Annotated in this window: 25 protein-coding genes; 17 read left to right on the top strand and 8 right to left on the bottom strand. The window is 61.8% G+C overall.

The genetic code is table 11. From position 1 onward, the window contains the following. Window positions 1-3 precede the first annotated feature (3 nt). On the bottom strand, window positions 4-1,023 hold the full coding sequence (gene senB / locus AC1DUR_RS09830) for a selenoneine biosynthesis selenosugar synthase SenB (protein ID WP_477718718.1): 1,020 nt from the start codon (window positions 1,021-1,023) through the stop codon (window positions 4-6). Window positions 1,024-1,063: 40 nt separating this feature from the next. Between senB and senA the strand changes: the two genes are divergently transcribed. Continuing rightward, the gene (gene senA, locus AC1DUR_RS09835) at window positions 1,064-2,326 is read left to right on the top strand and encodes a selenoneine synthase SenA (protein ID WP_477718719.1); all 1,263 of its coding nucleotides are present in this window, start codon (window positions 1,064-1,066) and stop codon (window positions 2,324-2,326) included. A gap of 41 nt (window positions 2,327-2,367) precedes the next feature. On the opposite strand, the gene AC1DUR_RS09840 is transcribed toward senA, so the two are convergent. Then, on the bottom strand, window positions 2,368-3,483 hold the full coding sequence (locus AC1DUR_RS09840; RefSeq protein ID WP_477718720.1) for a substrate-binding domain-containing protein: 1,116 nt from the start codon (window positions 3,481-3,483) through the stop codon (window positions 2,368-2,370). A 199-nt stretch (window positions 3,484-3,682) separates the two neighbouring features. Between AC1DUR_RS09840 and AC1DUR_RS09845 the strand changes: the two genes are divergently transcribed. From AC1DUR_RS09845 to AC1DUR_RS09880, 8 genes are all read left to right on the top strand, one after another. Next, window positions 3,683-4,447 carry an ABC transporter permease gene (locus AC1DUR_RS09845; RefSeq protein ID WP_477718721.1) on the top strand — a complete coding sequence of 255 codons (765 nt, stop codon included), beginning with the start codon at window positions 3,683-3,685 and terminating at the stop codon, window positions 4,445-4,447. Further along, window positions 4,444-5,133 (top strand): ABC transporter ATP-binding protein, encoded by a 690-nt coding sequence (locus AC1DUR_RS09850; protein WP_477718722.1) that lies wholly within the window; start codon window positions 4,444-4,446, stop codon window positions 5,131-5,133. The genes AC1DUR_RS09845 and AC1DUR_RS09850 overlap by 4 nt, the downstream gene beginning before the upstream one ends. 35 nt (window positions 5,134-5,168) lie before the next feature. Continuing rightward, entirely contained in the window at window positions 5,169-5,996 is an 828-nt protein-coding gene (locus AC1DUR_RS09855) for an ABC transporter substrate-binding protein (protein ID WP_477718723.1), read from the top strand. 111 nt (window positions 5,997-6,107) lie between these two features. Continuing rightward, on the top strand, window positions 6,108-6,449 hold the full coding sequence (locus AC1DUR_RS09860; protein WP_477718841.1) for a DUF2946 family protein: 342 nt from the start codon (window positions 6,108-6,110) through the stop codon (window positions 6,447-6,449). Window positions 6,450-6,534: 85 nt separating this feature from the next. Beyond that, entirely contained in the window at window positions 6,535-8,898 is a 2,364-nt protein-coding gene (locus tag AC1DUR_RS09865; RefSeq protein WP_477718724.1) for a TonB-dependent receptor, read from the top strand. Window positions 8,899-8,966: 68 nt separating this feature from the next. Continuing rightward, on the top strand, window positions 8,967-9,500 hold the full coding sequence (locus AC1DUR_RS09870) for a YcnI family copper-binding membrane protein (RefSeq protein ID WP_477718725.1): 534 nt from the start codon (window positions 8,967-8,969) through the stop codon (window positions 9,498-9,500). Window positions 9,501-9,531: 31 nt separating this feature from the next. Then, entirely contained in the window at window positions 9,532-9,831 is a 300-nt protein-coding gene (locus tag AC1DUR_RS09875; RefSeq protein WP_477718726.1) for a hypothetical protein, read from the top strand. Window positions 9,832-9,930: 99 nt separating this feature from the next. Further along, entirely contained in the window at window positions 9,931-10,446 is a 516-nt protein-coding gene (locus AC1DUR_RS09880; RefSeq protein ID WP_477718727.1) for a copper chaperone PCu(A)C, read from the top strand. Window positions 10,447-10,486: 40 nt separating this feature from the next. Here the strand turns inward: AC1DUR_RS09880 and AC1DUR_RS09885 are convergent, their stop codons facing one another. Together AC1DUR_RS09885 and crcB are read right to left on the bottom strand one after the other, a co-directional pair. Continuing rightward, window positions 10,487-11,650, bottom strand: a complete 1,164-nt coding sequence (locus tag AC1DUR_RS09885) for a helix-turn-helix domain-containing protein (RefSeq protein ID WP_477718728.1) — start codon at window positions 11,648-11,650, stop codon at window positions 10,487-10,489. 144 nt (window positions 11,651-11,794) lie between these two features. Then, complete coding sequence (gene crcB, locus AC1DUR_RS09890) at window positions 11,795-12,181, bottom strand: fluoride efflux transporter CrcB (protein WP_477718729.1); 387 nt, start codon at window positions 12,179-12,181, stop codon at window positions 11,795-11,797. A gap of 39 nt (window positions 12,182-12,220) precedes the next feature. Between crcB and AC1DUR_RS09895 the strand changes: the two genes are divergently transcribed. Continuing rightward, complete coding sequence (locus tag AC1DUR_RS09895; RefSeq protein ID WP_477718730.1) at window positions 12,221-12,961, top strand: aspartate/glutamate racemase family protein; 741 nt, start codon at window positions 12,221-12,223, stop codon at window positions 12,959-12,961. A gap of 54 nt (window positions 12,962-13,015) precedes the next feature. Here AC1DUR_RS09895 and AC1DUR_RS09900 read toward each other — a convergent pair whose 3' ends face one another. The 3 genes from AC1DUR_RS09900 to AC1DUR_RS09910 are packed head-to-tail and all read right to left on the bottom strand — an operon-like array spanning window position 13,016 to window position 15,830. Further along, a complete protein-coding gene (locus AC1DUR_RS09900; protein WP_477718731.1) occupies window positions 13,016-14,311 on the bottom strand; it encodes a TRAP transporter large permease in 1,296 nt (431 codons plus the stop codon). 17 nt (window positions 14,312-14,328) lie between these two features. Then, a complete protein-coding gene (locus AC1DUR_RS09905; protein ID WP_477718732.1) occupies window positions 14,329-14,844 on the bottom strand; it encodes a TRAP transporter small permease in 516 nt (171 codons plus the stop codon). A 2-nt stretch (window positions 14,845-14,846) separates the two neighbouring features. After that, window positions 14,847-15,830, bottom strand: a complete 984-nt coding sequence (locus tag AC1DUR_RS09910) for a TRAP transporter substrate-binding protein (protein WP_477718733.1) — start codon at window positions 15,828-15,830, stop codon at window positions 14,847-14,849. Window positions 15,831-15,945: 115 nt separating this feature from the next. Here AC1DUR_RS09910 and AC1DUR_RS09915 point away from each other — a divergent pair, with 115 nt between their 5' ends. From AC1DUR_RS09915 to AC1DUR_RS09945, 7 genes are all read left to right on the top strand, one after another. Next, the gene (locus AC1DUR_RS09915; RefSeq protein ID WP_477718734.1) at window positions 15,946-16,860 is read left to right on the top strand and encodes a LysR substrate-binding domain-containing protein; all 915 of its coding nucleotides are present in this window, start codon (window positions 15,946-15,948) and stop codon (window positions 16,858-16,860) included. Window positions 16,861-16,973: 113 nt separating this feature from the next. Next, a complete protein-coding gene (locus tag AC1DUR_RS09920) occupies window positions 16,974-17,798 on the top strand; it encodes a putative hydro-lyase (protein WP_477718735.1) in 825 nt (274 codons plus the stop codon). A 26-nt stretch (window positions 17,799-17,824) separates the two neighbouring features. Then, entirely contained in the window at window positions 17,825-18,793 is a 969-nt protein-coding gene (locus AC1DUR_RS09925) for a TRAP transporter substrate-binding protein (RefSeq protein WP_477718842.1), read from the top strand. Window positions 18,794-18,801: 8 nt separating this feature from the next. After that, window positions 18,802-19,404: a TRAP transporter small permease subunit gene (locus AC1DUR_RS09930; protein WP_477718736.1), complete on the top strand. Its 603-nt coding sequence runs from the start codon at window positions 18,802-18,804 to the stop codon at window positions 19,402-19,404. Between the two features lie 24 nt (window positions 19,405-19,428). Continuing rightward, window positions 19,429-20,739: a TRAP transporter large permease gene (locus AC1DUR_RS09935; RefSeq protein ID WP_477718737.1), complete on the top strand. Its 1,311-nt coding sequence runs from the start codon at window positions 19,429-19,431 to the stop codon at window positions 20,737-20,739. A gap of 129 nt (window positions 20,740-20,868) precedes the next feature. After that, complete coding sequence (locus AC1DUR_RS09940) at window positions 20,869-24,504, top strand: hydantoinase B/oxoprolinase family protein (protein WP_477718738.1); 3,636 nt, start codon at window positions 20,869-20,871, stop codon at window positions 24,502-24,504. A 65-nt stretch (window positions 24,505-24,569) separates the two neighbouring features. Next, on the top strand, window positions 24,570-25,115 hold the full coding sequence (locus tag AC1DUR_RS09945; protein ID WP_477718739.1) for a DinB family protein: 546 nt from the start codon (window positions 24,570-24,572) through the stop codon (window positions 25,113-25,115). A 99-nt stretch (window positions 25,116-25,214) separates the two neighbouring features. Here AC1DUR_RS09945 and AC1DUR_RS09950 read toward each other — a convergent pair whose 3' ends face one another. Further along, window positions 25,215-25,760, bottom strand: coding sequence for a ComEA family DNA-binding protein (locus AC1DUR_RS09950; protein ID WP_477718740.1), 546 nt, complete (start codon window positions 25,758-25,760; stop codon window positions 25,215-25,217). Window positions 25,761-25,776 lie beyond the last annotated feature (16 nt).

The following is a 25,776-nucleotide window of genomic DNA, read 5'->3' on the forward strand; positions in this document are numbered from 1 at the left end:
CTTTCAGGCGGGCTGGCGGGGCGCGGTGTGAGGGGGCTGCCCCAGGGCAGAAGTCACCAAGTTTATGACAAGGCGTTTTTCCTCCCGAGGGTCAAACAGATACGCGCGCTGCCCGCATTGCTTTTGCAGCAGCGCCAGGAAATCCGGCTCAAGCGCGCAGCGCCGCACCAGCGCGGCAAGCTGTGCGTCGTCGCCCAGTGCAAAGTAGCCCGCATAGTCGGCCCCCAGCATGCCCATATTGCCGCTGATGCGCGAAGCCAGCACCGGCGTGCCCGACTGGACGGCTTCCAGGATGACGTGGGCTCCCCCCTCCATCCGGGAGCAGTTCACCAGCACATGCGCCCGCTTGATGCGCTGGCGCGTTTCCGCGCGCGGCAGGCCACCCAGCCAGCGGTAGCGTGGCGTGCGCCGCGCGGTCGCGCGGGCCGCCTCTTCAAACCGGGGCGCCAGCGCCAGGCCGATCTGGTCAAAATGAATGCCGGGCGGGTAGTCCCGGCAAGCGGCCTCCATGAAGGTCAGGGGATCCTTTTCTTCGCGCAAATGGCCGACCATCAGCGCACGGAAGCTGCGACTGGACTTGACGGCAGGCCGTAGCGCCGGGGCTGACTGGTACACCACCTGCGCCTTGCCGCGCCATGCGGCGGGCAGCGCGGCCAGGCCGGCTTCCTGCAGCACCACCAGCCGGGACGCAAGCGCCAGTGATTGCTGTGCATCGGCGTCGGTATGGATGTCGCGGTAGAGATCGGTGCCGGTCAGCACCACAATCAGTGGTTTGTCCGGGTATGCCTTCGCCCAGGCCTGGATGGAGGGGGCCGAGCGGCGGGCGTGCAGGGCGATCATGGCCTGGGGGGCGGGGCTCCGGGCCGCCAGCGCTTGCGGGGGAGACGTCCACGTCGAGGTCAATGCGATGTCACAATGACTCGATAGAAATTGGGCCCAGCGGTGCGCGGTATGCCAGTTGCCGTTGTTGGCGTCGGCCGTCGCCGGGCTTACGAGGACTACTGTTTTGGTTTCAGATTCCATACCCCACCCGTCATCCGGCTCGCCGGAAAGTTCACCCGCCATGGCCACCTCAGACCTGATCGATTCTTCCCTGATACGCAGTGCGGGGCGGGAGCTGCTGTCGCTGGCGCTGATGGATGCGCGCAATCATACGCTGCACCTCTTTGCCCAGTACCAGAAGGCGCTGGAGGGGGTGAATTTCGCCGTCCCGCAACTGGCCACGATCAATCCCCCCTTGTGGGAGCTGGGCCATGTGGGCTGGTTTCAGGAGTGGTGGATCGGCCGCAACATGCAGCGCGCGCTGGGAACGCGCTGTGAGCCCGCCCATCCCCGGCTGGCGTCCATCGAGCCGAACGCCGATCGCTGGTGGGATTCCACCCATGTGCCGCACGACACGCGCTGGACGCTGGATGTGCCCGACATGAGCGGCTGCCGTGCGTATTTGCTGGACACGCTGGAAAGCACGCTGGATTTGCTGGGCAAGGCGGCAGAGGATGACGAGGCCCTGTATTTTTACCGCCTCTGCCTCTTCCATGAGGACATGCATGGCGAAGCTTTTGTCTATACGGCCCAGACCCTGGGGCTGCCGCTGGACAGGCCTTTGCAGGAGGCCTTGACCCCGGCGCCGATGGCGGTGCGCGAACCGCTGCTGATTCCGGCGACAGTCTGGCAGATGGGCAGCGCCGGCGGGGCGCAGGGCAGTGGCTTTGCCTTTGACAACGAGAAGGCGGTCCACCCGATCAGCGTGCCCGAGTTTGAAATTGACGCGCAGCCCGTCACCTGGGCCCAGTTTGTGGAGTTTGTGGACGACGGCGGCTATGACCGCCAGGAGCTGTGGCAGGCCGAAGGCTGGCAGTGGCTGCAAGGCCAGGCGGCCGGCGAAGGCCGCCGGGGCCCGCGTTACGTGGACCAGATCGGCGTGGCCAGCGGCGCCGTCATGCAGACCCGCTTTGGCCGGCCCATGCGCATGCTGGGCAACCAGCCGGCCATGCACATGACGTGGTGGGAGGCTGACGCCTGGTGCCGCTGGGCCGGGCGCCGCCTGCCCGCCGAAGTCGAGTGGGAAGTTGCCGCCCACACGGCGGCGCGCCGTGGCTTTCGCTGGGGTGATGTGTGGGAGTGGATGGGCACGACCTTCCGCCCGTATCCGGGTTTTGCACCCGACCCTTATCGTGAATATTCCGAGCCCTGGTTTGGCAGCCACAAGGTGCTGCGTGGTGCCTCCATGGCCACCCGGGCACGCATGAAAAGCCCGAAATACCGGAACTTCTACCTGCCTGACCGCGATGACATCTTTTGCGGATTCAGGTCCTGCTCGCTATAAAAATAATAGCTTTATGCCCTTATGCCCAATAATTGACTGGGTCAGGGCTCTTTTTTATTGATTTTTTCCTTGCGGTAGTTCCACCACGGCAGGGTGGCACGCAGGGACAGCACCTTGCCGCTCTGGGCCAGATCGCCGTGGTAGCCCGGCAGCCTGTCCAGGGTGGCCTGCCACTCGGGGCTTTGCAGCTCTTTCACCAGGGCCTGCACCTGCGGCTCGGGCAGGGCCGACTTCAGGCACACCAGGTGATAGCGCTCCTGGGTCAGGGGCACAAAGCCCAGACCCTGTTCGCGTGCCGCCGCTTCAATGCCCAGCCCCGCATCCGCGGCGCCGCTGGCAACGGCCTGCGCTACGGCGGCGTGCGAGGGTTCCTGGCTCGCGTAGCCCTGTATATCGGAGGGGTGCATGCCGGCCTGCGCGAGCAGTTCGTTCAGCAGCACGCGCGTGCCCGTGCCCTCGGCGCGGTTGACATAGCGCAGGCCCGCCCGTTGCAAATCCGCCAGGCCAGTGATGCCCAGCGGGTTGTTTTTGGCCACGATCAGGCCCTGGGTGCGGTGGGCAAATCCGATCAGTTTGTGCAAGCCGGGCTTGAGCAGGCTGCGGTAGGTGTGCGCCGCCACCGACTTGCTGGCGGGTTGATCCAGCGTGTGAAAGCCGGCCATCATGCAGCGCCCGGCGTTTAGTGCGGCAATCGCGTCCACGCTGCCCATGAAGCGGATGTCCAGGTGCAGGCCGCGGGAGCCCGCCTGCTCGCGCAGCGCCGACAGCGCCGCATCGTGGCTCGCATAGAGCGTCAGGACGTGGGCATTGTCGTCAAAAGCGGTTGAGAAGGCGCGTTCAATGTCGCTGGTCAGGGCTTCGATCTGCGGCGCCAGCCGGGCTTGCGCCTGACGCTCTGCCCACAGCAGTTTTTCACCAAACTCGGTCAGGCGCGCGCGCTGGCCCTTGTCCCAGACGATCAGCGAGCGTCCCAGCGTCTGCTCCCAGCCCTTGAGCGCACCCCAGACATGGCGATAAGACAGGTCGAGCGCCCTGGAAGCGCCGGAAATGGAGCCTTCCTCGCGCACCGCATGGAGCATGTCCATCAGCGGGTTGCGGATCAGGGCATCTTTACCCCGCTGGGGGGACAGCAGATAGGAGAGTTCGACTTTGTGCATGGCATGCAGGTTTCTGTGCTGATTATGCGTGCAGGGTAGGCGCGCAAGGCCTCCCAAAATGCCGGGGACCGGGCCGCTCCTCCCCTGTGCGGGCCGGTGCAGGCGCGCAGCAGCCTATGCAAACGCATTCATAACTGGTGATTCCCGATGCGCGTGCGCGCTTTCGTTCCTACGATAGAGTCTGCGCAGTACTTTTGGCATGAACACGTTTTCCAGCAGCGCCGTCACGGCTCTTTCGCTCATCACCTCCCTGGATCCCGCACTGGCCGGCATCGTCCTGCGGTCGCTGGCCGTCAGCGCGTGTGCCTGCGCCATTGCCTGCAGCAGCGGCCTGCTGCTGGGCGCCTGGCTGGGCGTGTCGCGCTTCAGGGGCCGTGCCGCGGTGCTGGCTGTGCTCAATACCGCCCTGGCCCTGCCTTCCGTGGTGGTCGGGCTGGTGGTCTATCTGCTGCTCTCGCGCACCGGGCCGCTGGGCTTTCTGGGCTGGCTGTTTTCTTTCAAGGCCATGGTGCTGGCGCAGGCAGTGCTCGTGCTGCCGGTCGTCACGGCGCTGGTGCGCCAGACCATTGAAGACGCCGACCGCAGCCATGGCGAACAATTCCAGTCGCTGGGCGCGCGCCGCTTCATGCGCAGCCTGATCCTGCTGTGGGACGAGCGTTATGCCTTGCTGACGGTGCTGATTGCCGCCTTTGGCCGTGCCATTTCGGAGGTGGGGGCCGTGATGGTGGTGGGCGGCAATATTGACGGTTTCACCCGCGTCATGACGACGTCGATCGCGCTGGAAACCAGCAAGGGCGACCTGCCGCTGGCGCTGGCGCTGGGCATCCTGCTGCTGGGCGTGGTGCTGCTGCTCAACATCCTGATTGCGCTGGTGCGGCGCTGGCGCGAGCAACTCGATGACCGCTTGCCCGACCTGGCACCGGTTCCCGCATCGGTTCTTGCGGCTCGGAGTGCGCAGCCATGAAGCCGCTTTTCAATTTGCATTCGGTTGGCGTGCAGTTTGGAAAAGTCCGCGCGCTCACTGCCTGCACCTTGCGCGTCGAGGCGGGTGAACGGCTGGCCCTGGTGGGCTCCAACGGCAGCGGCAAAAGCACCTTGCTGCGCACGCTGCATGGGCTCGTCGGCCCCCAGTCGGGCAGCTTCCAGCACGATGCGCAGGCACGCCAGGCCATGCTGTTTCAACGCCCCTACATGCTGCGCGCCAGCGTCCTGAACAACGTGGCCCTGGGCTTGTGGCTCAATGGCCTGCCCTGGAAGCAGGCACGCGAGCGGGCGCTGCAGGCGCTTGGGCGGGTAGGGCTGGCAGAGCTGGCCGGGCGCAATGCCAAGGCCCTGTCTGGCGGGCAGCAGCAGCGCGTGGCATTGGCACGGGCCTGGGCCCTGAAGCCGCAGGTCCTGCTGCTGGATGAGCCCACGGCCAGCCTGGACCCGACGGCCAAGCGCGAAGTGGAACGCCTGATGGCTGAATTCGCCGATGCCGGGATGACGCTGATTTTCAGCAGCCACAACCTGGGCCAGGTCAAGCGCCTGGCCAGCCGCGTGATTTATCTGGAGCAGGGGCGCCTGGTGGCGGATCTGCCGGCGTCTGCTTTTTTCAACGGACCCCTTCCTGCGGCGGCTGAGAATTTTTTAAAGGGAGAGCTTGCATGAGTGGTTTGAGCATGACGCCGCAGAGGTTCAGATCCATGAGGGTTCTGAGGGTTGCGGCCGGCGTTATCTGGGCCCTGGCGGCCACTGCCTCGATGGCCCAGACGTCCTCCATCGTGATGGCGTCGACCACGTCCACCGAGCAGTCGGGGCTGTTTGCGCACCTGCTGCCCGAGTTTAAAAAGGCCACGGGCATGGATGTCAAGGTGGTGGCGGTCGGCACCGGCCAGGCCATCGACATGGGCCGCCGCGGTGATGCCGATGTGCTGTTTGTGCATGACCAGGTGGCCGAAGAAAAGCTGGTGGCCGAAGGCTTTGCCATCCAGCGCTTTGCGGTGATGTACAACGACTTCGTCCTCGTCGGTCCCGCATCCGACCCGGCCGGGGTGAAGGGCAGGGACATTGCCCTGGCACTGAAAAAACTCCAGGCGGCCAATGCCAATGTCGTCTCGCGCGGCGACAAGAGCGGCACCCATGCGGCCGAACTGCGCTACTGGAAGACCGCAGGTATCGAGACCCCGGCGGGAACACCGGGCTTCGCCAACTACAAGGCCTGTGGCTGCGGCATGGGCCCGGCCCTCAATATTGCGGCCAATACCCCGGGCGGAGGCGCTTATGTGCTGGCAGACCGCGGCACCTGGCTGTCCTTCAAAAACCGGGCTGACCTCGCCGTGCTGGTCGAGGGCGACACACGCCTTTTCAACCAATATGGCGTCATGGTGGTCAACCCGGCCAAACACCCGCACACCAAAGTGGCGCAAGCGCAGAAGTTTGTGGACTGGATTGTTTCGCCAGCGGGGCAGGCGGTCATTGCCAGCTACAAAATCAATGGCGAGCAGCTGTTTTTCTCCAATGCGGCGAAGTAAACCCGGCGGCGCTCCCTGAACCGAATCCGCAAATCAAGCTTCCCATGGACTCGAGCGCGTACTTATAATTTGGGCGTGTCACCCCGCCCATCATCCCGCCCGCCACTTGCTGTGTGGGCACGCCTGGCAGCTTTCTTAAGCTTTCTGGCCGTGCTGTCCGCGCTGCTGGCGCCGGTGTCCATGCTGGCCGAAGAAGTGCGTACCGGCAAGCTGGGCGGCACCTGCAGTGTCAACACAGCGCTTGCTGACCATTCGGATTCCGGCACGGGCGACGCGCTGGCGGCCGGCTCGCACTGCGACTTGTGCGGCTCCATGGGGTTGGCGCCGCCGCCGCTACCGGTCTTTGCCATTCCCTGCTTTCCGGGCAACCAGGTTGCCTCTGTGGACTTTCCGGCGGACGCTGGCGCCGCCATCCCCGGGCTGCCTTTCAGCCGCGGGCCGCCTGCACTTTGAATTGAACCGCCTCCTGTGAGGCTTTCCTGCGCGCTGACCTTGTGGCCGGTGCGCTAGTCACCGTTCATTTCAAAGTGTGGATTCCATGACATCTTCCTGCGCACAGGGTGCGTTTTCCTGCAGTGGCGTCGCCACGGCCGTATTGGCAAGCCTGGCTGCCGGTGCGGTGTTCCCCCCGATTGCGTCCGCGCAGACGTCCGCTGCTTCCGCGGACGCACCCGTCAGATCCCTGGGCGTGGTTACCGTCAACGGGGGCCAGCCGACCTCATTGCCGACGCAGATTCCGACGACGATTGAAGGCGTGAGCCGCGAGCAGATCGAGCAGACCATCAACGCCACCGACAGCGAAGATGCGCTGAAATACCTGCCCAGCCTGCTGGTGCGCAAGCGCTACATCGGCGACTACAACCATGCCGTGCTGTCCAGCCGGGCCTCCGGCACGGGCAACAGTGCGCGTTCGGCGGTGTATGCCGACGGCATTCTGCTGTCCAACTACCTGGGCAATGGCACCGTCTACGCGCCGCGCTGGGGCCTGGTGACACCCGAAGAAATCGAGCGGGTTGACGTGCTCTACGGGCCGTTTTCTGCGGCTTATCCGGGCAATTCTGTCGGCGCGGTGGTGGACTACATCACACGCATGCCGACGCAGTTTGAAGCGCATGCCAAACTCGGCGGTTTCACCCAGAACTTCAAGCTTTACGGCACCGACAGCCGCTTCAGCGGCAACCAGGCGAGCGCCTCGCTGGGCAACCGCAACGGCGGCTGGTCATGGTTCATCAATGCCAACCGCACCCACAGCGGCGGCCAGCCGCTGACCTTTGCGACGCGGGCGATCAGCACGGCCGCTCCGGCCGCGGGCGCGGTGGCGGTCACCGGCGCTGTGCCGGGCCTGGATAGGACCAACACCCCATGGCTGTTGTTGGGCGGCGCCACGCAATATGACACCGAGCAGGAGCACCTGAAATTCAAGGTGGCCTATGACTTTTCGCCCACGGTACGCGCCAGTTACACGCTGGGCTACTGGAAAAACAGCACTGAAAACCGCTCGCAAAGCTACCTGCGCAATGCGGCCGGCACGCCGGTATACAGCGGCCCCATCAGCATTGACGGCAAGGGCTACACCCTGGCGGCGAGCGACTTTGGCGTCAGCAACGATGCGCTGACCCATCTGATGCATGGCTTGTCAGTCAAGTCCAGCACCCGGGGCGTGTTTGACTGGGAAGTTGCCGCCAGCCTCTACGATTACCAAAAAGACCAGCAGCGCGCTGCGACAACAGCCCAACCCGGCTCATTGCGCGGTGGTGCGGGCACGCTGCAGGACCAGAACGGTACCGGCTGGAACACCCTGGCGTTCAAAGGCATCTGGCGGCTCGACGGCATCAAGGGCGCGCACATCGCAGACTTTGGCTACCAGCAAGACAGCTACAAGCTGCGCATCCTCAAGTCCAATATCGCAGGCAACTGGATCAGTGATGGTCCGGGAACGGTGGCGAATGACGTGGCTGGCAAAACCCAACTCCGCAGCCTATATGCGCAAGACGCCTGGACCTTTTCGCCGCTTTGGAAAGCCGTGCTGGGCGCGCGGGCCGAGAACTGGAATGCCTCCAATGGCTTCACCATCTTTGGCGTCGGCAATGCTGCCAATACCAGCTACGGCTCGCGTAGCGAAAGCTACGTGTCTCCGAAAGCTGCGCTTTCTTACCAGTGGGCGTCTGACACCGTATTCAAGGCCTCAACCGGCCGTGCCGTGCGCTTTCCGACCGTGAGTGAACTGTATGGCGCGACTTCCACCACCAATGCGAAGTTCATCAACGACCCGAACCTGCGGCCTGAAAAGTCCTGGACGACTGAACTCACGGCTGAAAAGGACCTGGGCAATGGTTTGCTGCGTCTGACCTTTTTCACCGAGAGTGTGCGCGACTCGCTGTACTCGCAAACCACCTTTGACCCGGCGGCCAACCTCAATGTCAGCCGGGTGCAAAACGTCGGACGCATCAAGACCAACGGTGTGGAGGCGGCTTTCACCGGCAACGACGTGTTCCAAAAAGGCCTGGACTTCAACGGCAGCGTGACCTACGCTGACTCGCGCATCAAGGAAAACGCTGGTTTCGTGAGTACGCCCGGCGACACCATTGGAAAATATCAGCCGCGCGTGCCGGTGTGGCGCGCTACTGCGCTGGTCAGTTACCGGTTCGACCCAGCCTGGACCGGCACCTTTGGCGCCCGCTACAGCGGCAGCCAGTTTTCCACGCTTAACAATGCAGACGTGAACGGCTTCGCCTACCAGGGATCGAGCAAATACTTCACCACGGATGTGCGGGTACGCTGGCAGGCCAGCAAACAGTGGAGCGCGGCGCTGGGCATCGACAACCTCAACAACTACCGGTACTGGAACTTTCACCCCTATCCGCAGCGCACTTATGTGGCTGAGCTGAAGTACGCTTTATGACACCGGGCTTCAAACGGCAATCGACTTTTGGTTATTTTTTGAATTTTTTTGGTTATTGAAAGGGCATCATGAAATTTTTAATGGCTGCAAAAATCATGGCAAGCTGCGCGGTTTTGACGGGCGCCATGCCCGCCTTTTCCCATGTGCTCTTGCAGGAGCGCACGACAACAGCGCTGAGCATGTACAAAGCCGTCATGCTCGTGTCCCATGGGTGCGAGGGGTCTGCAACCAACCTGATCAGGGTCACCGTACCGGCTGGTTTCCAGGGGGCCAAACCCATGCCCAAGCCAGGCTGGAATCTATCCACCAGCCTGGGCAAGCTGGCCACACCTTATGACAACGGCCATGGCGGCATGGTCATTGAGGGCGTGACCGAAGTGACCTGGACGGCGGCCTCCAAAGACAGCGCATTGCCCGATGCGCACTACGACGAGTTTGTCCTCAGGGGCCGGGTTCCCAAAGAGAGCGGACCCCTATGGTTCAAGATTTTTCAGGGCTGCGAAAAAGGCAGCACTGATTGGGCCGAAATACCTGCAAGCGGAACTTCCACCAAGGGGCTGAAAACCCCGGCGGCGCTGCTTGAAATCCTCCCACCCAAATGAGCTTGCTGCTCGCTGCCAGAAAGGTCACACCATGAACCCCGTTTTTACCCTGCTCCGGCCCCTCGCTGGAGTTCGCCCAGTTGTTGTTGTGGGTGTCTTGCTGATGTCGGTCTCAAGCCAGGCCTGTGACTCCGACGAGATGATTGCGCAGATGAGAGGCGCATGCAGTGAAATGATTGCCGGCTACCAGAAGGCGCTGGGCAAGCAGCTTGCCTCGCCGGCGGCCCAGAGCGCCATCGCCCAGGCCCGTACGCATTGCCAGGCGCTGGAGTTTGACAAGGCGGGGCTCAAGCTGGCGCTTGCCGCACAGCCTGCCAAAGCAGTGAATTGATCCATCCCGATTGCCTATCGGTGCACATGACGCACACCTGACGCACGTGGTGCACAGTGCACAGTGCACAGTGGTGAGAAATTTTTTAGAAAGAATCCCATGAAACTGAACGTTTTAATCGCCGCAGCCCTGGCTGCCCTTTCTGCTCTGTGCGGGGTTGGCACCTCGGCCTGGGCGCAGACCATTGAAGTGAAGGACGCCTGGGTCCGCAGCACCGTCGAGGGCCAGCAGGGGACCGGCGCCTTCATGAAGATCACGGCCGGGGAAACAGTCCGCCTGGTGGGTGTCTCCTCGTCCCTGGCGGGTATTGCCGAGGTGCATGAAATGAAACTGGAGAACGACGTGATGAAAATGCGCCGGCTGTCCGTTGTTGTTTTGCCCGCCGGAAAAACCGTGGAACTCAAGCCGGGTGGCTACCACGTGATGCTGATGGACCTGAAGCAGCCCCTGCCCAAGGGCAGCACCATGCCGCTGACGCTGCGCTTCAAGGATGCGAAGGGTGTTGACAGCAAGGTCGAGCTGACGGTGCCCGTCAGTACCGTGGCGCCAAATGCCGGCGCTGCGGCGGGCGAGTCCAACGACAAGGCGGCGCCTCACGCTGCGCACAAGCACTGAGCCTGCCCAGGCCACCGAGCCGGCAGGCCTGGAGCAAAGGCTAGCTGCGCCTGCCCGGGCCCAGCCTGCGGTACACCGTGGCGCGGCTCACGCCCAGCGCTTTGGCCGCCTTCATGACGTTGCCACGCGCATCATCGACGGCCTGGCGGATCAGCTCGGTTTCGAGTTCTTTTAAGGGCCGCGGTGTGCTGGCTGGGGTGGCGTGATGCCGCGGCGCTGAGAGGCGGCTCTGGCCCAGCAGCAAGGGCAGGGCGTGCAGTCGCAGGCCCGTCCAGAGCGGGATGTCCATGGGGCCGCGGGGGGTGGCCGCCTGCTGGCGCGCAGCGTCAAACAGCATTTCATAAGGCAGCGCAAACAGGTCGTTGCAATGCAGCCCCACGGGGATTACCGTGGCCAGCTGCGGCACCAGTTGCCGGGCTATCTGGTTGGCGCCCGTCACGCGGCCGTCAGCGTCCACGCACATCAGGCCGTCAGTGTCGTCGCCCAGTGGGCGGCCCGGCCAATTCAGCCGGATCATCAGGCGATGCGGAAGGCTGAGCGTGAGTGCGTTCTCAATGCTGCGTGCCGACTGGATGACCAGGTGCTTGAGTTCCGGCCGCTCGGCCGCTTCGATGCCCGTCAGGTCCAGCATGCCGACACAGCAGCCGTCCGGACCAAACAGCGGCGCGCCAGCGCAGCTATACACCGAGGTCATGTTGAAAAAGTGCTCACCGCGGTGCAGCCAGACCGGCTGCAGCTCCGTCAGCGCCGCGCTGATCGCTGTGGTGCCGACCCGATGCTCCGAGAGGTCCGTGCCGATGCGCGTGATCAGCTCGGCACGCCGGTCGCGGCGGTCAATCGGGCCGTTCACATCGACGACCACGCCGTGCTGGTTGGCAAGTATGGCGAAGTAACGGGTGTCGGCAAGGGCACGGCCCAGCGCCTCGAGCACTGGCCGCGCTGCCTGCACCAGCACTCGGTTGGACTCCAGGGTACGCCGCAGCTCAGGGGCTGACACCATGTCAAACGAGGGCTCGTGCTCCGGTCGGTAGCCATTGCCCAGGCAGCGCAGCCAGGAGCGCTCTATCCAGCTTTCGATGGGCAGAGCCGTGCCGGCGGGTGTCCGGTCACCGTAAAGAATGGCCTGGCGTGCCTGGCTGATGTGCGCCAGGCGATCCTGCCCGGCGGGTGCCAGGCCAGAATGGGGGGAGCTCATGGAAGCCATGCGGCATTGTGGCCAATTTGGCAGGTTTGCGCGAGTGGAGACTTTGGTTGACTGCCACCGTGGGGCAAGGTCTGGCCGGATGCGCGCGGCGCGCGTCCGTGCTGAGGGAGCCGGTTTGGCAATAAAAATGCCATGACCTAAACGTCAACGGGTATTGTGCGCTATAAAAAACATAGCTGTTTTGAGGCCCACCGTTGTCATGACCAGCGAACCCAGCACATGCAGCACGGCCGTGAGCACGGCCAGGCCGTAGCGCGCGTCCATCAGGTAGATCACGACTTCTGCCGAGAATGCGGAAAACGTCGTGAGGCCGCCCAGGAATCCGGTCACCAGCCCCAGGCGCCAGACCGGGTCCAGTTGGGGCATGGACTCGAAAATAGCGATGCAGGCGCCGATCAGGCAACCGCCGATCAGGTTGGCGGCCAGCGTTCCCCAGGGGATCAGCCCGCCGGGCGTCAGCCATAAAGCCAGGCCCCAGCGGGACAGCGCGCCTAGTGAGGCACCGATACAGATGGCAATGACAGTCAGCATGGTGGTGGTCAAGGGTGGGTTTGGCGGGAAAATACAGGCATGACTTTAACCGCAGCGGTGATGACGGGCGCAGCCCGGCCCCAACCTCCAACCGGCGATACAGGATTTCTGGGTATCCTGATGCTGGACACCCGGTTTCCACGGCCACCCGGCGACATCGGTCATCCGGATACCTTTGACGTGCCGACCCGCCGGCACGTGGTGCATGGCGCCTGGCCCGCCAAAGTGGTTCAGTCGGCCAGGAGTCTGCGGGCCGCACGGCTGCTGCCTGCTTTCCTCGATGCGGTGCAGGCCTTGCAGCGTGACGGTGCGCTGGCCATCACTACCAGCTGCGGGTTCCTGGTGCTGCTGCAGCGCGAACTCCAGACGGCCGTGCAGGTCCCGGTGATCACGTCCAGCCTGCTGCAGTTGCCCGGGTTGCTGGCTGGCCAGCCTCACGTGGGCGTGCTCACCATCAGCGCCAGCCAGTTGGGCGCCGAGCACCTGCTGGCGGCCGGTGTGCCGCCTGAACGGCTGGGCGATGTGATCGTGCAGGGGGTGGACCCTGCGGGTGAATTTGCCACGGCCATTTTGGGTAATCGCGAGACCATGGATAGCCGGCAGGCCGGTGCCGATGTGGTCGCTGCCGCAGTGGCGCTGAAGCGGCGTGCGCCGTCGCTGCAAGCCATGGTGCTGGAGTGCACCAACATGCCGCCCTACCGACAGGCGATTGAGGCGGCGACGGGCCTTAAAACCTGGGCGCTGACCGATGACCCGCGGCTCACCCAGCCCTGGCGATGACAAGCCACTTGCCGGTGCTCAGGTGTCAGCCGTCCTGGCCATCAGCATTTGCGATCACATCTTGCCGGGCAGCCAGGTCGCTATCTGCGGGAAAAACCACAGCAGCAGCACCATGCCGCACATCAGGAAGAAGAATGGCAGCGTGACCCGCGCAATGTAGGTGATTTCCTTTTTGGTCATGCCTTGCAGCACAAACAGGTTGAATCCGACGGGCGGGGTAATTTGCGCCATCTCCACCACGATGACGATGAAAATCCCGAACCAGATGAGGTCCAGGCCCGCCGTCTGCACCGTGGGCAGGATGACGCCCATGGTGAGCACCACCATCGAAATGCCGTCCAGAAAACAGCCCAGAATGATGTAAAACAAGCTCAGGGCGAGAATCAGCAGGAAAGGGCTCAGGCCCAGGCTGGATACAAACTCGGCCAGGTGGCGCGGCAGGCCGATGTAGCCCATGCTCAGCGTCAGGAACGCGGCGCCCGCCAGAATCAGCGCAATCATGCAATACAGGCGTGTGGCGCCCAGCAGCGACTCTTTGAAGGTGGTCCAGCTCATCGACCGTTGCACGAGCGACAGCACCAAGGATCCGACCACACCAATGGCCGCAGCCTCTGTCGCCGTGGCGATACCTGTGTAGATGGAGCCGAGCACAGCGCTGATAAGCAGCACCACAGGAATCAGGTGGCGCGATTCGTAGACCTTCTGGCTGAACGTCATGGCCGCGTCGGGCGGCGGGATTTTGCCCTTGTTCATCAGCGCCCAGACGATCAGGTAGCCCGAAAACAGCGATGCGAGCAACAGGCCGGGGAAAACGCCTGCGATAAAGAGTTTGGCAATCGATACATCGGCGCTGACGCCGTAAACGATCATGATGATGGAGGGCGGGATCAACAGGCCCAGCGTGCCGGCACCGGCCAGCGAGCCGATGGTGATGTCTTCGGGGTAGCCGCGTTTGGCAAGTTCCGGCAATGTCATCTTGCCTATGGTGGCGCAGGTCGCCGCTGACGAGCCCGACACCGCCGCAAAAATGGTGCAACCGATCACGTTGGTGTGCAGCAGGCCACCCGGCAGGCGGCTGACCCACGGCGCCAGGCCTTTAAACATGCTTTCACTGAGCTTGGTGCGGAACAGGATTTCTCCCATCCACACGAAAAGCGGCAGGGCCGTCAGCGTCCAGCTCGATGAAGAACCCCAGATGGTCACGGCCATGGCATCGCCCGCGGCGCGTGAGGAAAATAGCTGCATGCCGATCCAGGCGACGCCAGACAGTGTGAGGCCGATCCAGACGCCCGAGCCCAGAATGAGGAACAGCGAAAGAATCAGTAAAGAGGTAATGGCAAGTTCGGACATGGGGTTTGTTCTTCTGACTATTCGTAGTGCAGGGCTTCGGCTTCGTCGCTGCCCGCCTGAACGCGGCGCCCGATGATTTCCAGTACCAGCTCATCGATAAAGGCAATCATCAGGATCACGGCCCCGACGCCCATGGTGAGCTGCGGGATCCACAACGGCGTCGCGTCATTGCCGGTGGAGACATCATTGAACTGCCAGGAGTTGATCGACAGCTTGACGCTGTAGTAAGCAAACAGCATGGCCAGCGCCGTCGCTGCTGCAAGCGCCCATAGTTCAATCGCCCGCTTGGCTCGTCCTCTGACGGCGTTGAGGATCAGCGTGACGCGGATGTGCTCGCCTTTTTTGAGGGTGTGCGCCAAGGCCAGGAAGCCGCTGGCCGCCATGCAGTAGCCGGCATACATGTCGGTGCCGCGCAGCGACCAGGCAAACTGCCGGTCCAGCACACCGGCCAGCACGGAGACCAGCGTGCCGATCATGCCGAGGGCACCCAGCCAGGCCGCGCCGTCATAAAGCGCATCAAGCAGCCGGCGCATGTTTATTTCTTGACCGCGGTTGATTTCTCGTAGGCTGACAGCAGCGCTTCACCGTCGGCGCCGGCGCGTTTGGTCCAGTCTGCTTTCATGATGCCGCCGACTTGCCGGAAGTCAGCCACCAGCTTGGGCGACGGGGTCATGATCTTCATGCCTTTTTCAGCCAGCGCCTTTTTGTAAAATTCGTTTTTCTCTTCGCTGATTTTCCAGCCGCGCACCTCGGCGTCTGCCGCTGCTTTCAGAACGGCCGCCTGGGTAGGTGCATCGAGCGAGTCAAACGATTTCTTGTTGACGATGACGGCATTTTTCGGCAACCAGGCCTGTACGTCATACCAGTACTTGATGCTCTCGTAGGTCTTGGTGTCGTAGCCGGTCGAACCGGAGCTCATGTAGCTGTTGACCACGCCGGTGGCCAGCGCCTGGCTCAGCTCGGCCGCCTGTACTGTTACGGGCTGCGCGCCGATCAGCTCGGCGATCTTGCTGGTGGCGGGGCTGTAGGCACGCCACTTCAGGCCCTTCATGTCGGCGACGGCGGTGATTTCCTTGTTGACATACACCCCCTGCGGGGGCCAAGGCACGGTGTAGAGCAGCTTCATGCCTTGCGTGCCCAGCAGTTTGTCGAGCGCCGGTTTTTGCGCATCGGCCAGCTTGCGGGCGGCCGGATAACTTGATGCCAGAAAGGGCAGACCATCCGCGCCATAAATCGGGTTTTCATTTTCAAAGTTGGCGAGCAAAATCTCGCCCAACTGTGCCTGGCCGCCCTGAACGGCACGCTTGATCTCGTTGGCTTTGAAAAGCGATGCATTCGCATGCACCGTGATCTTCAGCTTGCCACCGCTGGCTTTGTCAACGTCTGCAGCGAATTGCGCCAGGTTTTCGGTGTGATAGTTGGATGCAGGGTAGGCCGCCGGCAAATCCCATTTGGTCTGGGCGAATGCTGTAGCGCCGACACTGAGTACGGCGGCAATCAGTGCAAGTTTGAATTTCATGGGGGGCTCCTGGACAATAGGTTGGTTGCTAAGTCGTCATAGGATACGACGCAAATCCCGCGCCAGTTCCCCGGACATACCCCAAAAATTGCTCCCACCCTGATAAGGCCGCGCCATGAACCTGCGTTTTGTTGAAGCTTTTTATTGGGTGGCATCACTCAAAAGCATCTCGCGGGCGGCTGAAAAGCTCTGCCTCACCCAATCGGCCATGTCCAGCCGCATTGCGACGCTGGAGGAAGAACTGGGCATCCTGCTGCTGGACCGGCGTGACAAGCAGTTCAAGCTGACAGTGGCGGGTACTCGTTTTCTGGTTTATGCGCAGAAGTTGCTGGAACTGCAGCGCGAAGTTAAAGCCGAGATGGGGTCGGGGCAGGCCATGGCGATGTCGATGCGCATTGGCGCCATCGAGTCCGTGCTGCACTCCTGGCTGATTCCCTGGCTGGAAAAGCTGCGAGCCGACCACCCGGGGCTGGAGCTGGAGCTGACGGTGGAAACCACGCCGATCCTGATCGACCAGATCCAGCGTGGCACGCTGGACCTCGTGTTTGCGGTGTTACCCGCGTCGGCCGAGGGCGTGCGAAGCCAGGCCTTGCCATCCATGGACATGGCGTTTGTCGGGCACCCGGACCTGCACAAAAAAAGAATTTACAAACTCGATGAGCTGGCCGGGATGGAGTTGTTGACCTTCCAGAAAGGCTCCCAGCCGCATGTCACGCTGCTTGACTTGTTCAGGCAGCGCCGCATGGAGCCCAAAAAGGTGCACGCCATTTCCTCCATTTCAGCGATGGTGCAGTTGGTGCAGGGCGGCTTCGGGGTGGCCTTGCTGCCGCGCGCCGCGGTAGAGCGGCTCACTGGCTTTGCGCGCCTGAAACTGCTGACCTGCGACGCCAGGTTGCAGTCCTTGCCGATCAATGCAAGTTACCGCACCGACCCCAGTTCGAGGACCGTGGAAACCGTTGTGCAGTCGGCCATCGCCTTCGCCGGAGGCCGCAACAACGCACCAAAAAGGCGATTAAAGGTAAACCCTTAATATCGAAAAAATCGATGATGTAAGCAAAAAATTTTGAATTTGCTGAAGGCTGAAGACCCCCACACAATTCGCTCATCGTCATCAAGATGACATACGCAACGGGGAGTTTTCTGGTGAGTACACCGTCTGAATCAGCACTGTTGGTTTTCGGGGCCGGCGACATCAAGAATGCCGCGCATGTTCGCGGCATCATCCGGCGGGGCCGGTGGACCTCGCACACCAGCGGCCTGGCCAGCGAACACGTGCAGGGCAATGTGGTGATCCTTCCCGCAGACGAAGCCAACGACTTCCTGCGTTACTGCCAGCGCAATCCCAAGCCTTGTCCGCTGCTGGCGGTGTCGGAGCCGGGCCAGGCCGGACTGCCGACGCTGGGCACAGACATCGACATCCGCACCGATCTGCCACGCTATCGTGTCTGGCGGCACGGCGAGGTGGTGGACCAGCCGACCGACATCAGCGCGCTCTGGCGCAAAGACCTGGTCACGTTTGTCATTGGCTGCTCTTTTTCGTTTGAAGAGGCGCTGATGAAAGCAGGCCTGCCCTTGCGCCATATCGAACAGCAACGCAATGTGGCGATGTATCGCAGCAATATCGCCACCGAGCCCGCAGGCGCATTCCATGGGCCCATGGTGGTGTCCATGCGGCCCTTCAAGGCGGCCGATGCGATTCGCGCCATTCAGATCACATCGCGATTTCCCGACGTGCACGGCGCGCCGGTGCACATGGGCGATCCGGCCCGGATTGGCATCGCTGACCTGGCCAGACCGGACTATGGCGATGCCGTCGAGGTGCTGCCTGACGAGATTCCCGTTTTCTGGGCCTGCGGCGTCACGCCGCAAGCGGCCATTGCGCAGGCGCGCCCCGAGTTTTGCATCACGCACGCACCCGGGGCAATGCTGATCACCGACTTCCTGAACCATCAATTGGCTGCTTTTTAGACCCCACTATTTTTTGACTGGAGATGATGATGAAAAAACTGCTTGTTTCTCTTGCTGCCGTCACGACCCTGGGTGCTGCTTTTGCGCAAACCAAATGGGATTTGCCGTCCGGTTACGGTGCAAATACCTTTCAGGTGCAGAACCTGCAGCAGTTTGCTGACGGCATAGACAAAGCCACGGCGGGCAAGCTGAAAATCACCGTGCACGCCAATGCCTCGCTGTTCAAGGCCAACGAGATCAAGCGCGCTGTGCAGTCTGGTCAAACGCCGGTGGGGGAGCTTATCTTGTCGGGCGCTTCCAACGAGGCACCGGTTTTTGGTGTTGATTCCATTCCTTTCCTGGCCACCAGCTATGCAGATGCCAGGCGGCTCGATACCGCATCGCGCACGCTGCTGGTCAAAACCCTGGCGGCGCAAGGCATCAAGTTGCTCTATACCGTGCCGTGGCCACCGCAAGGTCTGTACTCCAGCAAGCCAGTGGCTTCGATGAAAGACCTCAAGAGCACCAAGATGCGGGCTTACAACCCGGCAACAGCCTTGATCGCAACATCGGTGGGGGCCCAGCCTGTCACCATTCAGCTGGCCGAGCTGCCGGCCGCGCTGGCAACGGGCGGGGTGGACAACTTCCTGACTTCCAGCGCCAGCGGGGTCGACAGCAAGCTCTATGAAAGCGTCAAGTATTTTTACGATGTGAACGCCTGGCTCCCACGCAACGCGGTGGTGGTCAACCAAAAGGCCTTCGACGCGCTGGATCCCGCCGCTCAGGGCGCCGTGTTGCAGCAAGCGGCCATAGCCGAGCAACGCGGCTGGCAAATCAGCGAGCTAAAAGATGCGGAGTACATGCGTGAACTGGCAGCCAAGGGCATGAAGATTGACACCACCAGTGATGGCCTGAAAAAAGAGCTCAAAGTCATTGGTGAACGCATGACGGCTGATTGGCTCAAGCTGGCGGGTGACGAAGGCAAGCTCGTCATCGACGCCTACAGCAAGAAGTGAGCTCAGATATGTCGTACGTTCCCGAAGCACTGGGCAGCGCTGCAGCGGCAAACCGCCCAGCCAATACTCTTACCGCGCTTCGTCGCTGGCTGGACTCCATCTATTTAGCGGCTGCAGTGCTGGGAGCGGTGTGCATAGCCCTGATTTGTGCCCTGATGGTCGTTCAGTCGCTGGGTCGGCAGTTCGGATTTACCACGGGCGCTGTCAACGACATCGTTTCATGGCTGTGCGCCGCAGCGGCTTTTTTTACCATGGCGCACGCATTCAAACATGGTGATTTCGTGCGAGTGACCTTGCTGCTCGAGCAGGTGCAGCCCCCAACCCGCAGGGCTCTGGAGCTGGTCAGCCTGTTCGTCGCGGCCTGCGCTGTGGCCTATCTCGCCTACTGGGCAGTCCGATTCACTTACCAGAGCTGGGAGTTCAAGGAACTCGCACAAGGTTTGTTGCCGCTGCCGATATGGATTCCACAGTCCAGCTTCGCACTGGGGGCCGTGCTGTTGCTGGTCGCCGTGGTGGATGAGTTGGTGATTGTTCTGCGGGGTGGTGTGCCGACCTTCGTGCGCCTTGTCGAGGAACGGCATGCCCAGGGCGATTTTTCGTCAGATCTTTGAGTCGTTTAAGTCAGGAAATAGAACATGGACATTTTGACTATTGGCGGCATCTTGCTGCTCCTGATGTTGCTTTTGCTGTCTGGCGGCGTCTGGATCGCCATGACGCTGGCCATTTGCGGCTGGGTGGGGCAGGCATTTTTTACCACCACGCAGCCGGGGCTCAACCTGTTTTCTGCTTTTTGGGAAAGTAACGCGAGTTGGGAGCTGGCCGCTTTACCGCTCTTTATCTGGATGGGAGAAATCCTGTTTCGCACCAAGCTAAGCGAAGAGATGTTTACAGGGCTGGCACCGTGGCTGGGCCGGGTGCCGGGGCGCCTGTTTCACACCACCATTCTCGGCTGCGGTATTTTCGGCTCGGTGTCAGGCTCCTCTGCCGCGACCTGCGCCACCATTGCCAAGGTGTCCTTGCCCGAGCTTAAAAAGCGCGGCTACAACGAGAAAATCGCGTTGGGCTCCCTGGCGACGGCCGGCACGCTGGGTATCCTGATTCCTCCGTCCATCACGATGGTGGTTTATGCCGTCGCGGCAGACGCCTCCATCATCCGGATTTTCCTGGCGGGCTTTCTGCCGGGGATCGTTTTGATGCTGCTGTTTTCGGGCTACATCGCCTGGTGGTCCATGCGAAACAAGGCGCAAATGCCGCCTGCGGAGCCGGTGACCAGTTTCAAGGAAAAGCTGAGGCTGTCGAAGAATCTGATCCCCTGCGCATTGCTGATCGTTTTCATTTGCTGGTCTTTGCTGGCGGGCTGGGCCACGGCGACCGAGTGCGCTGCGTATGGCGTGGTAGGGGCGCTGGCTTTGGCTCTCTGGAGCCGCTCACTGACCTGGGCCAACTTTAACGAAGCCCTCATGGGGTCAGCGCGTACCAGTTGCATGATCATGTTCATCCTGGCGGGGGCCGCATTCCTGACCAAGACCATGGCCTTCACCGGTGTGCCGAGAGAGCTGGCTGAGTGGGTCGGTTCGCTGAACCTCTCGCCCTACAGCCTGATTGCCTGCCTGGTGGTGGTTTATCTGGTGCTGGGTACCGCGCTGGATGGCATCAGCATGATTGTTTTGACTGCGGCCGTGGTGATGCCCATGATCCAAAAGGCCGGGTTTGACCTGGTCTGGTTTGGCATCTTTGTTATTTTGCTGGTCGAGATTGCCGAGGTGACGCCGCCTGTGGGATTTAATCTTTTCGTGTTGCAAAACATGACCGGAAAAGACAGCAATGTGATTGCCAGGGCTGCCATTCCATTTTTTATGTGCCTGGTGGTTTGCATCGCGTTGATCACGCTGTTTCCGCAAATTGTCACCATCGTGCCAGACCTGGTGATGGGAAAAGCCAAATGACATCCTGTAGTTCTCGCGTGAACTGGCCTTCAATACAAGTTCAAGTATGTTCAAGTATGTTCAAGTCGCAGCCCCCTTGTTGAAGCTCTTTTTAATAGTTACCGTATTCTCTAGAAAAGATTGTTGAAAATGACCCAAGAAAACACCTCAAACACAGGCAGTGGACGCTGGCAGTTCTGGATTGATCGCGGCGGCACATTCACCGACATCGTGGCCAAGAAGCCCGATGGCTCGCTGATCACGCACAAGCTGCTGTCCGAAAACCCGGAGCAGTACCGCGATGCAGCGGTGGCCGGCATTCGGCACTTGCTGGGCCTGAAAGCCGGAGAGCCTATCAAGTCCGATGTGGTGGAGTGTGTGAAGATGGGCACCACGGTCGCGACCAATGCGCTGCTGGAGCGAAAGGGCGAGCCGACACTGCTGGTGACGACGCGCGGCTTTCGGGATGCGCTGCGCATTGCCTACCAGAACCGCCCCCGCTTGTTTGACCGCAACATCGTGCTGCCCGAGCTGCTCTACAGCGCCGTGGTTGAGGCCCATGAGCGCGTCGGTGCGCAGGGTGAGGTGCTTCAGGCGCTGGACGAATCGCTATTGAAAAAGGAGCTGCTTGCGCAATACCAGAAAGGGCTGCGCAGTGTCTCCATCGTTTTCATGCATGGCTACCGCTATACCGACCATGAAAAAGCCGCCAGGCGCATCGCCCAGGAAGTCGGCTTCACGCAAATCAGCACCTCGCACGAAACCAGCCCGATGATGAAGTTCGTCAGCCGCGGAGACACCACCGTGGTCGATGCCTATTTGTCACCCATACTGCGCCGCTACGTGGAGCAGGTGGCCAGCGAGATGCCCGGCGTCAAACTCTTTTTCATGCAGTCGTCGGGCGGCTTGACCGATGCCCATGTGTTCCAGGGCAAGGACGCGATTCTGAGCGGCCCGGCCGGCGGCATTGTCGGCATGGCCCGCACGGCCGCCATTGCAGGCCATGCCAAGGTGATCGGCTTTGACATGGGCGGCACCTCGACCGACGTGTCGCACTACGCGGGCGAGTTTGAGCGCGAGTTTGAAACCCAGGTGGCCGGTGTGCGCATGCGCGCCCCTATGATGAGCATCCACACCGTGGCGGCTGGCGGCGGCTCCATCCTGAAATTTGATGGCGAGCGTTTTCGCGTCGGGCCGCAAAGTGCCGGGGCTAACCCGGGGCCCGCCAGTTACCGGCGCGGCGGGCCGCTGGCCGTAACCGATGCTAATGTGATGGTGGGCAAGATCCAGCCGCGTTACTTTCCAAAAGTGTTCGGTCACCAGGCCAATGAGCCGCTGGATGCCGAGGCGGTGCAGGCGCGGTTCGCCGAACTGGCCGAGCAGACCGGCCGCCCTGTCGAGGTGGTGGCTGAAGGCTTTATCAGCATTGCGGTGCAGCAGATGGCCAATGCTATCAAGAAGATTTCAGTGGCTCGCGGCTATGACGTGACACGCTACACGCTGCAGTGCTTCGGTGGCGCGGGTGGGCAGCATGCCTGCCTGGTGGCCGATGCGCTGGGCATGACACGGGTGTTTGTGCATCCGCTGGCAGGGGTGCTGTCTGCCTACGGCATGGGCCTGGCAGACCAGAACGTGATCCGCGAGCAGGCGGTGGAGCTCAAGCTGACGGAAGCGGCGCTCACAGAGATCGCCAGCAAGCTTCATGGACTGGCCACAATGGCGCAGGCTGAGTTGCAGCGCCAGCAGGTGAGCACCGGCGCCATCACCATGCATCAGCGCGTTCATGTCCGCTATGAGGGCAGCGACTCGGCGCTGGTGGTGCCTTTCGGGACGCTGGACCAGATCGAGACCGGGTTTGAGGCCGCCTACCGGCAGCGTTTTGCCTTTTTGATGCAGGGCAAGGGCCTGGTGGTGGAAGCCGTGTCTGTGGAAGCCGTGGTGGCTGGCGACGCCCCCGCCGAGCCACGGCACGCGACGCATGAGCCGCGCGAAGTGCCGCGTCGCGAGACTGTCAGGATGTATTCGGGCGGACAGTGGCATGACGCTGCGCTGGTCGTGCGCGAAGACCTGCGGCCGGGTGACATCATTTCCGGTCCGGCCATCATTGCCGAAAAGAATGCGACGACCGTGGTGGAGCCCGGCTGGGAAGCCGCCCTGACGGCGCTGGACCACCTTGTGCTGGACCGCCGCGCCGAGCGCTCCATCACCTTTGCGGCGGGCACCACGGTGGACCCGGTGTTGCTGGAGGTGTTCAACAACCTCTTCATGAATATTGCCGAACAGATGGGCCTGCAGCTTCAGAACACCGCTTACTCGGTCAACATCAAGGAGCGGCTGGACTTCAGCTGCGCGTTGTTTGACACTGAAGGCAACCTCATCGCCAACGCGCCGCACATGCCGGTCCACCTGGGCTCCATGGGCGAGAGCATCAAGACGGTGATCCGCGAGAACGCCGGCAAGATGCAGCCGGGCGATGTGTATGTGCTCAACGACCCCTACCATGGCGGTACCCACCTGCCTGACATCACCGTGATCACGCCGGTGTACCTGGGTACGTCAACGCAGCCAACGTTTTACGTCGGTTCGCGGGGACATCATGCGGATATTGGCGGCATCACGCCGGGATCGATGCCGCCTTTCTCGACGTTGATCGAAGAAGAGGGCGTGCAGATCAACAACGTGAAACTGGTCGAACGCGGCGTGTTGCGGGAAGCCGAGATGCTCGCCCTGCTCAAGAGCGGAAAATACCCGAGCCGCAATCCGCAGCAGAACATGGCGGATCTGAAAGCCCAGATTGCCGCCAATGAAAAAGGTGTGCAGGAGCTGCGCAAGATGGTCGACACGTTCAGCCTGGACGTGGTGCTGGCCTACATGCGTCATGTGCAGGACAACGCCGAGGAGTCGGTGCGCCGCGTCATCACGCGCCTGAGCAACGGCGAGTTCACACTGCCGCTGGACAACGGCGCGCAGATCAAGGTGGCGATTCGTGTTAATCCCAAGGGGCGTAGCGCCCAAATTGATTTCACCGGCACCTCGCCGCAGCAGACCAACAACTTCAACGCGCCGACGGCGGTGTGCATGGCGGCCGTGCTGTATGTGTTCCGCACGCTGGTGGACGACGACATTCCGCTCAACGCGGGCTGCCTGAAACCGTTGAAGGTCATCATCCCGCCAGGCTCCATGCTCAATCCGAATCCGCCGGCATCGGTGGTGGCGGGGAACGTGGAAACATCCACCTGCATCACCAATGCGCTTTACGGCGCGCTGGGCGTGATGGCGGCCAGCCAGTGCACCATGAACAACTTTACCTTTGGCAATGCGCGGCACCAGTATTACGAGACCATTTCCGGCGGCTCGGGCGCTGGCGGCGTTACGGATGAGTCAGGCCGCCTGGTTTCGGGCTTTGACGGCACGTCGGTGGTGCAGACCCATATGACCAATTCGCGCCTGACCGATCCCGAAGTACTGGAGTTCCGCTTTCCGGTACGGCTGGAGAGCTACGAGATCCGCCCGGGTTCAGGCGGTGCGGGCCGCTGGCAAGGCGGCAATGGCGGTGTGCGCCGCGTGAGGTTCCTGGAGGCCATGACGGCCAGCATTTTGTCGAATGGACGCAAATATGGCGCCTTTGGCATGGCCGGCGGCGAAGCGGGGCAGGTGGGCCGCAACGTCGTTGTACGGGCCGGTGGCCAGACGGAAACGCTGGACCACATCGGCCAGGCCGAGATGCAGCCGGGAGATGTGTTTGAAATCCATACACCGGGTGGCGGGGGGTTTGGAAAGGCCTGAGATTGTGAAATAAGCAAAGCAGCTATCTAATCAAGGCAGGACTAATCAGGACAGGAGCAACTGCCATGGCGACGGTGTTTTCCGATCATTACCGTTTTTTGGCCCACTACAACCGCTGGATGAACCGGCGTCTGTATGACGCCTGCGAGTCGCTGTCTGATGATGAGCGAAAGCGTGAGCGCGGTGCTTTTTTTGGCTCGATTCACAGGACGCTGAACCACCTGATCGTCGCCGACCAGATCTGGCTACGCCGACTTGCCCAGTGCGGCCTGGACAACGACATCAGGATGGCCAGCCTGAATGCCAGGGTGCTGGACCTGCCCGCCGGTAGCCGCCTGAACACGGTCGTGTTCGACGACTGGAAAGCGCTGCGTGCCAAGCGCGAGCAGCTCGATGCCGCCATCGAGAACTGGGTGGTGGAGATGCCCGATGTTTTCCTGCAGCTCACCATGCGCTATGGCAACAGCAGTGGCGTTGAGCGCACGCATCCGGTCTGGCAGGCGATGACGCATTTTTTTAACCACCAGACGCATCATCGCGGGCAGGTCAGCACGCTGCTCATGCAGGCCGGTGTCGATGTTGGCGTGACCGACCTGATTGCGCTGGCCTAGGCATCATGGTCGCCAAATACTGACAAGGGGCGGAGAGAGCAAAAAGGCATCAAAAAACCCGCCAGAGGGCGGGTTTTTTGGGCCGGTAGACTTTGAAGGTTACTTCTTGGCAGCGCTGGCAGCAGGCTTGGCAGGCTCAGCCTTGGCTGCTGCTTTGGTTTCGGCCTTGGCTTCGACTTTTGCGTCGGCTTTGGGTGTCACGGCGGCCTTGGCGTCTTTGGCGGTTTCTTTCACAGCTTCCTTGGTGGCGACAGCGGCGCCCTTGACGGTTTCCTTAGTGGCCACTGCAGCGTCCTTGGCTTTTTCGGTCATGGGCTTGTCAGTTTTCTTGGCATCGGCTTTGGCTTTGGCGTCAGCCTTGGCTTCGGCGGCGCTGGCACCCTTGTAAGCTGCGCCACCAACTGTAAGGCCTTCAGCGGAAAACTTGGCGGCGCTTTTGTCGCCTACGCCTTTGACGCGTGCGATGAAGTCGTCCCAATTCTTGAACTCGCCTTTTTTACGCTCGGAAATAATCAGCTTGGTGGTGACAGGACCGATGCCCTTGATGCCGTCGAGTTCGGCTTCAGTGGCTTTGTTGACATCGACCGCCGCAAACGCTGCGACGAGGGACATCGCGGCAAGAAAAGCCAGCAATTTCTTGAACATGAGAAAACTCCTCAAA

It is taken from the genome of Polaromonas sp. P4_F4 (assembly GCF_056401355.1).

What these genes read in the sequence shown, in the direction of transcription:
- senB (WP_477718718.1), bottom strand. Translation starts at nt 1,023, where the DNA reads ATGGAATCTGAAACCAAAACAGTAGTCCTCGTAAGCCCGGCGACGGCC.
- senA (WP_477718719.1), top strand. Translation starts at nt 1,064, where the DNA reads ATGGCCACCTCAGACCTGATCGATTCTTCCCTGATACGCAGTGCGGGG.
- AC1DUR_RS09840 (WP_477718720.1), bottom strand. Translation starts at nt 3,483, where the DNA reads ATGCACAAAGTCGAACTCTCCTATCTGCTGTCCCCCCAGCGGGGTAAA.
- AC1DUR_RS09845 (WP_477718721.1), top strand. Translation starts at nt 3,683, where the DNA reads ATGAACACGTTTTCCAGCAGCGCCGTCACGGCTCTTTCGCTCATCACC.
- AC1DUR_RS09850 (WP_477718722.1), top strand. Translation starts at nt 4,444, where the DNA reads ATGAAGCCGCTTTTCAATTTGCATTCGGTTGGCGTGCAGTTTGGAAAA.
- AC1DUR_RS09855 (WP_477718723.1), top strand. Translation starts at nt 5,169, where the DNA reads ATGAGGGTTCTGAGGGTTGCGGCCGGCGTTATCTGGGCCCTGGCGGCC.
- AC1DUR_RS09865 (WP_477718724.1), top strand. Translation starts at nt 6,535, where the DNA reads ATGACATCTTCCTGCGCACAGGGTGCGTTTTCCTGCAGTGGCGTCGCC.
- AC1DUR_RS09870 (WP_477718725.1), top strand. Translation starts at nt 8,967, where the DNA reads ATGAAATTTTTAATGGCTGCAAAAATCATGGCAAGCTGCGCGGTTTTG.
- AC1DUR_RS09875 (WP_477718726.1), top strand. Translation starts at nt 9,532, where the DNA reads ATGAACCCCGTTTTTACCCTGCTCCGGCCCCTCGCTGGAGTTCGCCCA.
- AC1DUR_RS09880 (WP_477718727.1), top strand. Translation starts at nt 9,931, where the DNA reads ATGAAACTGAACGTTTTAATCGCCGCAGCCCTGGCTGCCCTTTCTGCT.
- AC1DUR_RS09885 (WP_477718728.1), bottom strand. Translation starts at nt 11,650, where the DNA reads ATGGCTTCCATGAGCTCCCCCCATTCTGGCCTGGCACCCGCCGGGCAG.
- crcB (WP_477718729.1), bottom strand. Translation starts at nt 12,181, where the DNA reads ATGCTGACTGTCATTGCCATCTGTATCGGTGCCTCACTAGGCGCGCTG.
- AC1DUR_RS09895 (WP_477718730.1), top strand. Translation starts at nt 12,221, where the DNA reads ATGACTTTAACCGCAGCGGTGATGACGGGCGCAGCCCGGCCCCAACCT.
- AC1DUR_RS09900 (WP_477718731.1), bottom strand. Translation starts at nt 14,311, where the DNA reads ATGTCCGAACTTGCCATTACCTCTTTACTGATTCTTTCGCTGTTCCTC.
- AC1DUR_RS09905 (WP_477718732.1), bottom strand. Translation starts at nt 14,844, where the DNA reads ATGCGCCGGCTGCTTGATGCGCTTTATGACGGCGCGGCCTGGCTGGGT.
- AC1DUR_RS09910 (WP_477718733.1), bottom strand. Translation starts at nt 15,830, where the DNA reads ATGAAATTCAAACTTGCACTGATTGCCGCCGTACTCAGTGTCGGCGCT.
- AC1DUR_RS09915 (WP_477718734.1), top strand. Translation starts at nt 15,946, where the DNA reads ATGAACCTGCGTTTTGTTGAAGCTTTTTATTGGGTGGCATCACTCAAA.
- AC1DUR_RS09925 (WP_477718842.1), top strand. Translation starts at nt 17,825, where the DNA reads ATGATGAAAAAACTGCTTGTTTCTCTTGCTGCCGTCACGACCCTGGGT.
- AC1DUR_RS09930 (WP_477718736.1), top strand. Translation starts at nt 18,802, where the DNA reads ATGTCGTACGTTCCCGAAGCACTGGGCAGCGCTGCAGCGGCAAACCGC.
- AC1DUR_RS09935 (WP_477718737.1), top strand. Translation starts at nt 19,429, where the DNA reads ATGGACATTTTGACTATTGGCGGCATCTTGCTGCTCCTGATGTTGCTT.
- AC1DUR_RS09940 (WP_477718738.1), top strand. Translation starts at nt 20,869, where the DNA reads ATGACCCAAGAAAACACCTCAAACACAGGCAGTGGACGCTGGCAGTTC.
- AC1DUR_RS09945 (WP_477718739.1), top strand. Translation starts at nt 24,570, where the DNA reads ATGGCGACGGTGTTTTCCGATCATTACCGTTTTTTGGCCCACTACAAC.
- AC1DUR_RS09950 (WP_477718740.1), bottom strand. Translation starts at nt 25,760, where the DNA reads ATGTTCAAGAAATTGCTGGCTTTTCTTGCCGCGATGTCCCTCGTCGCA.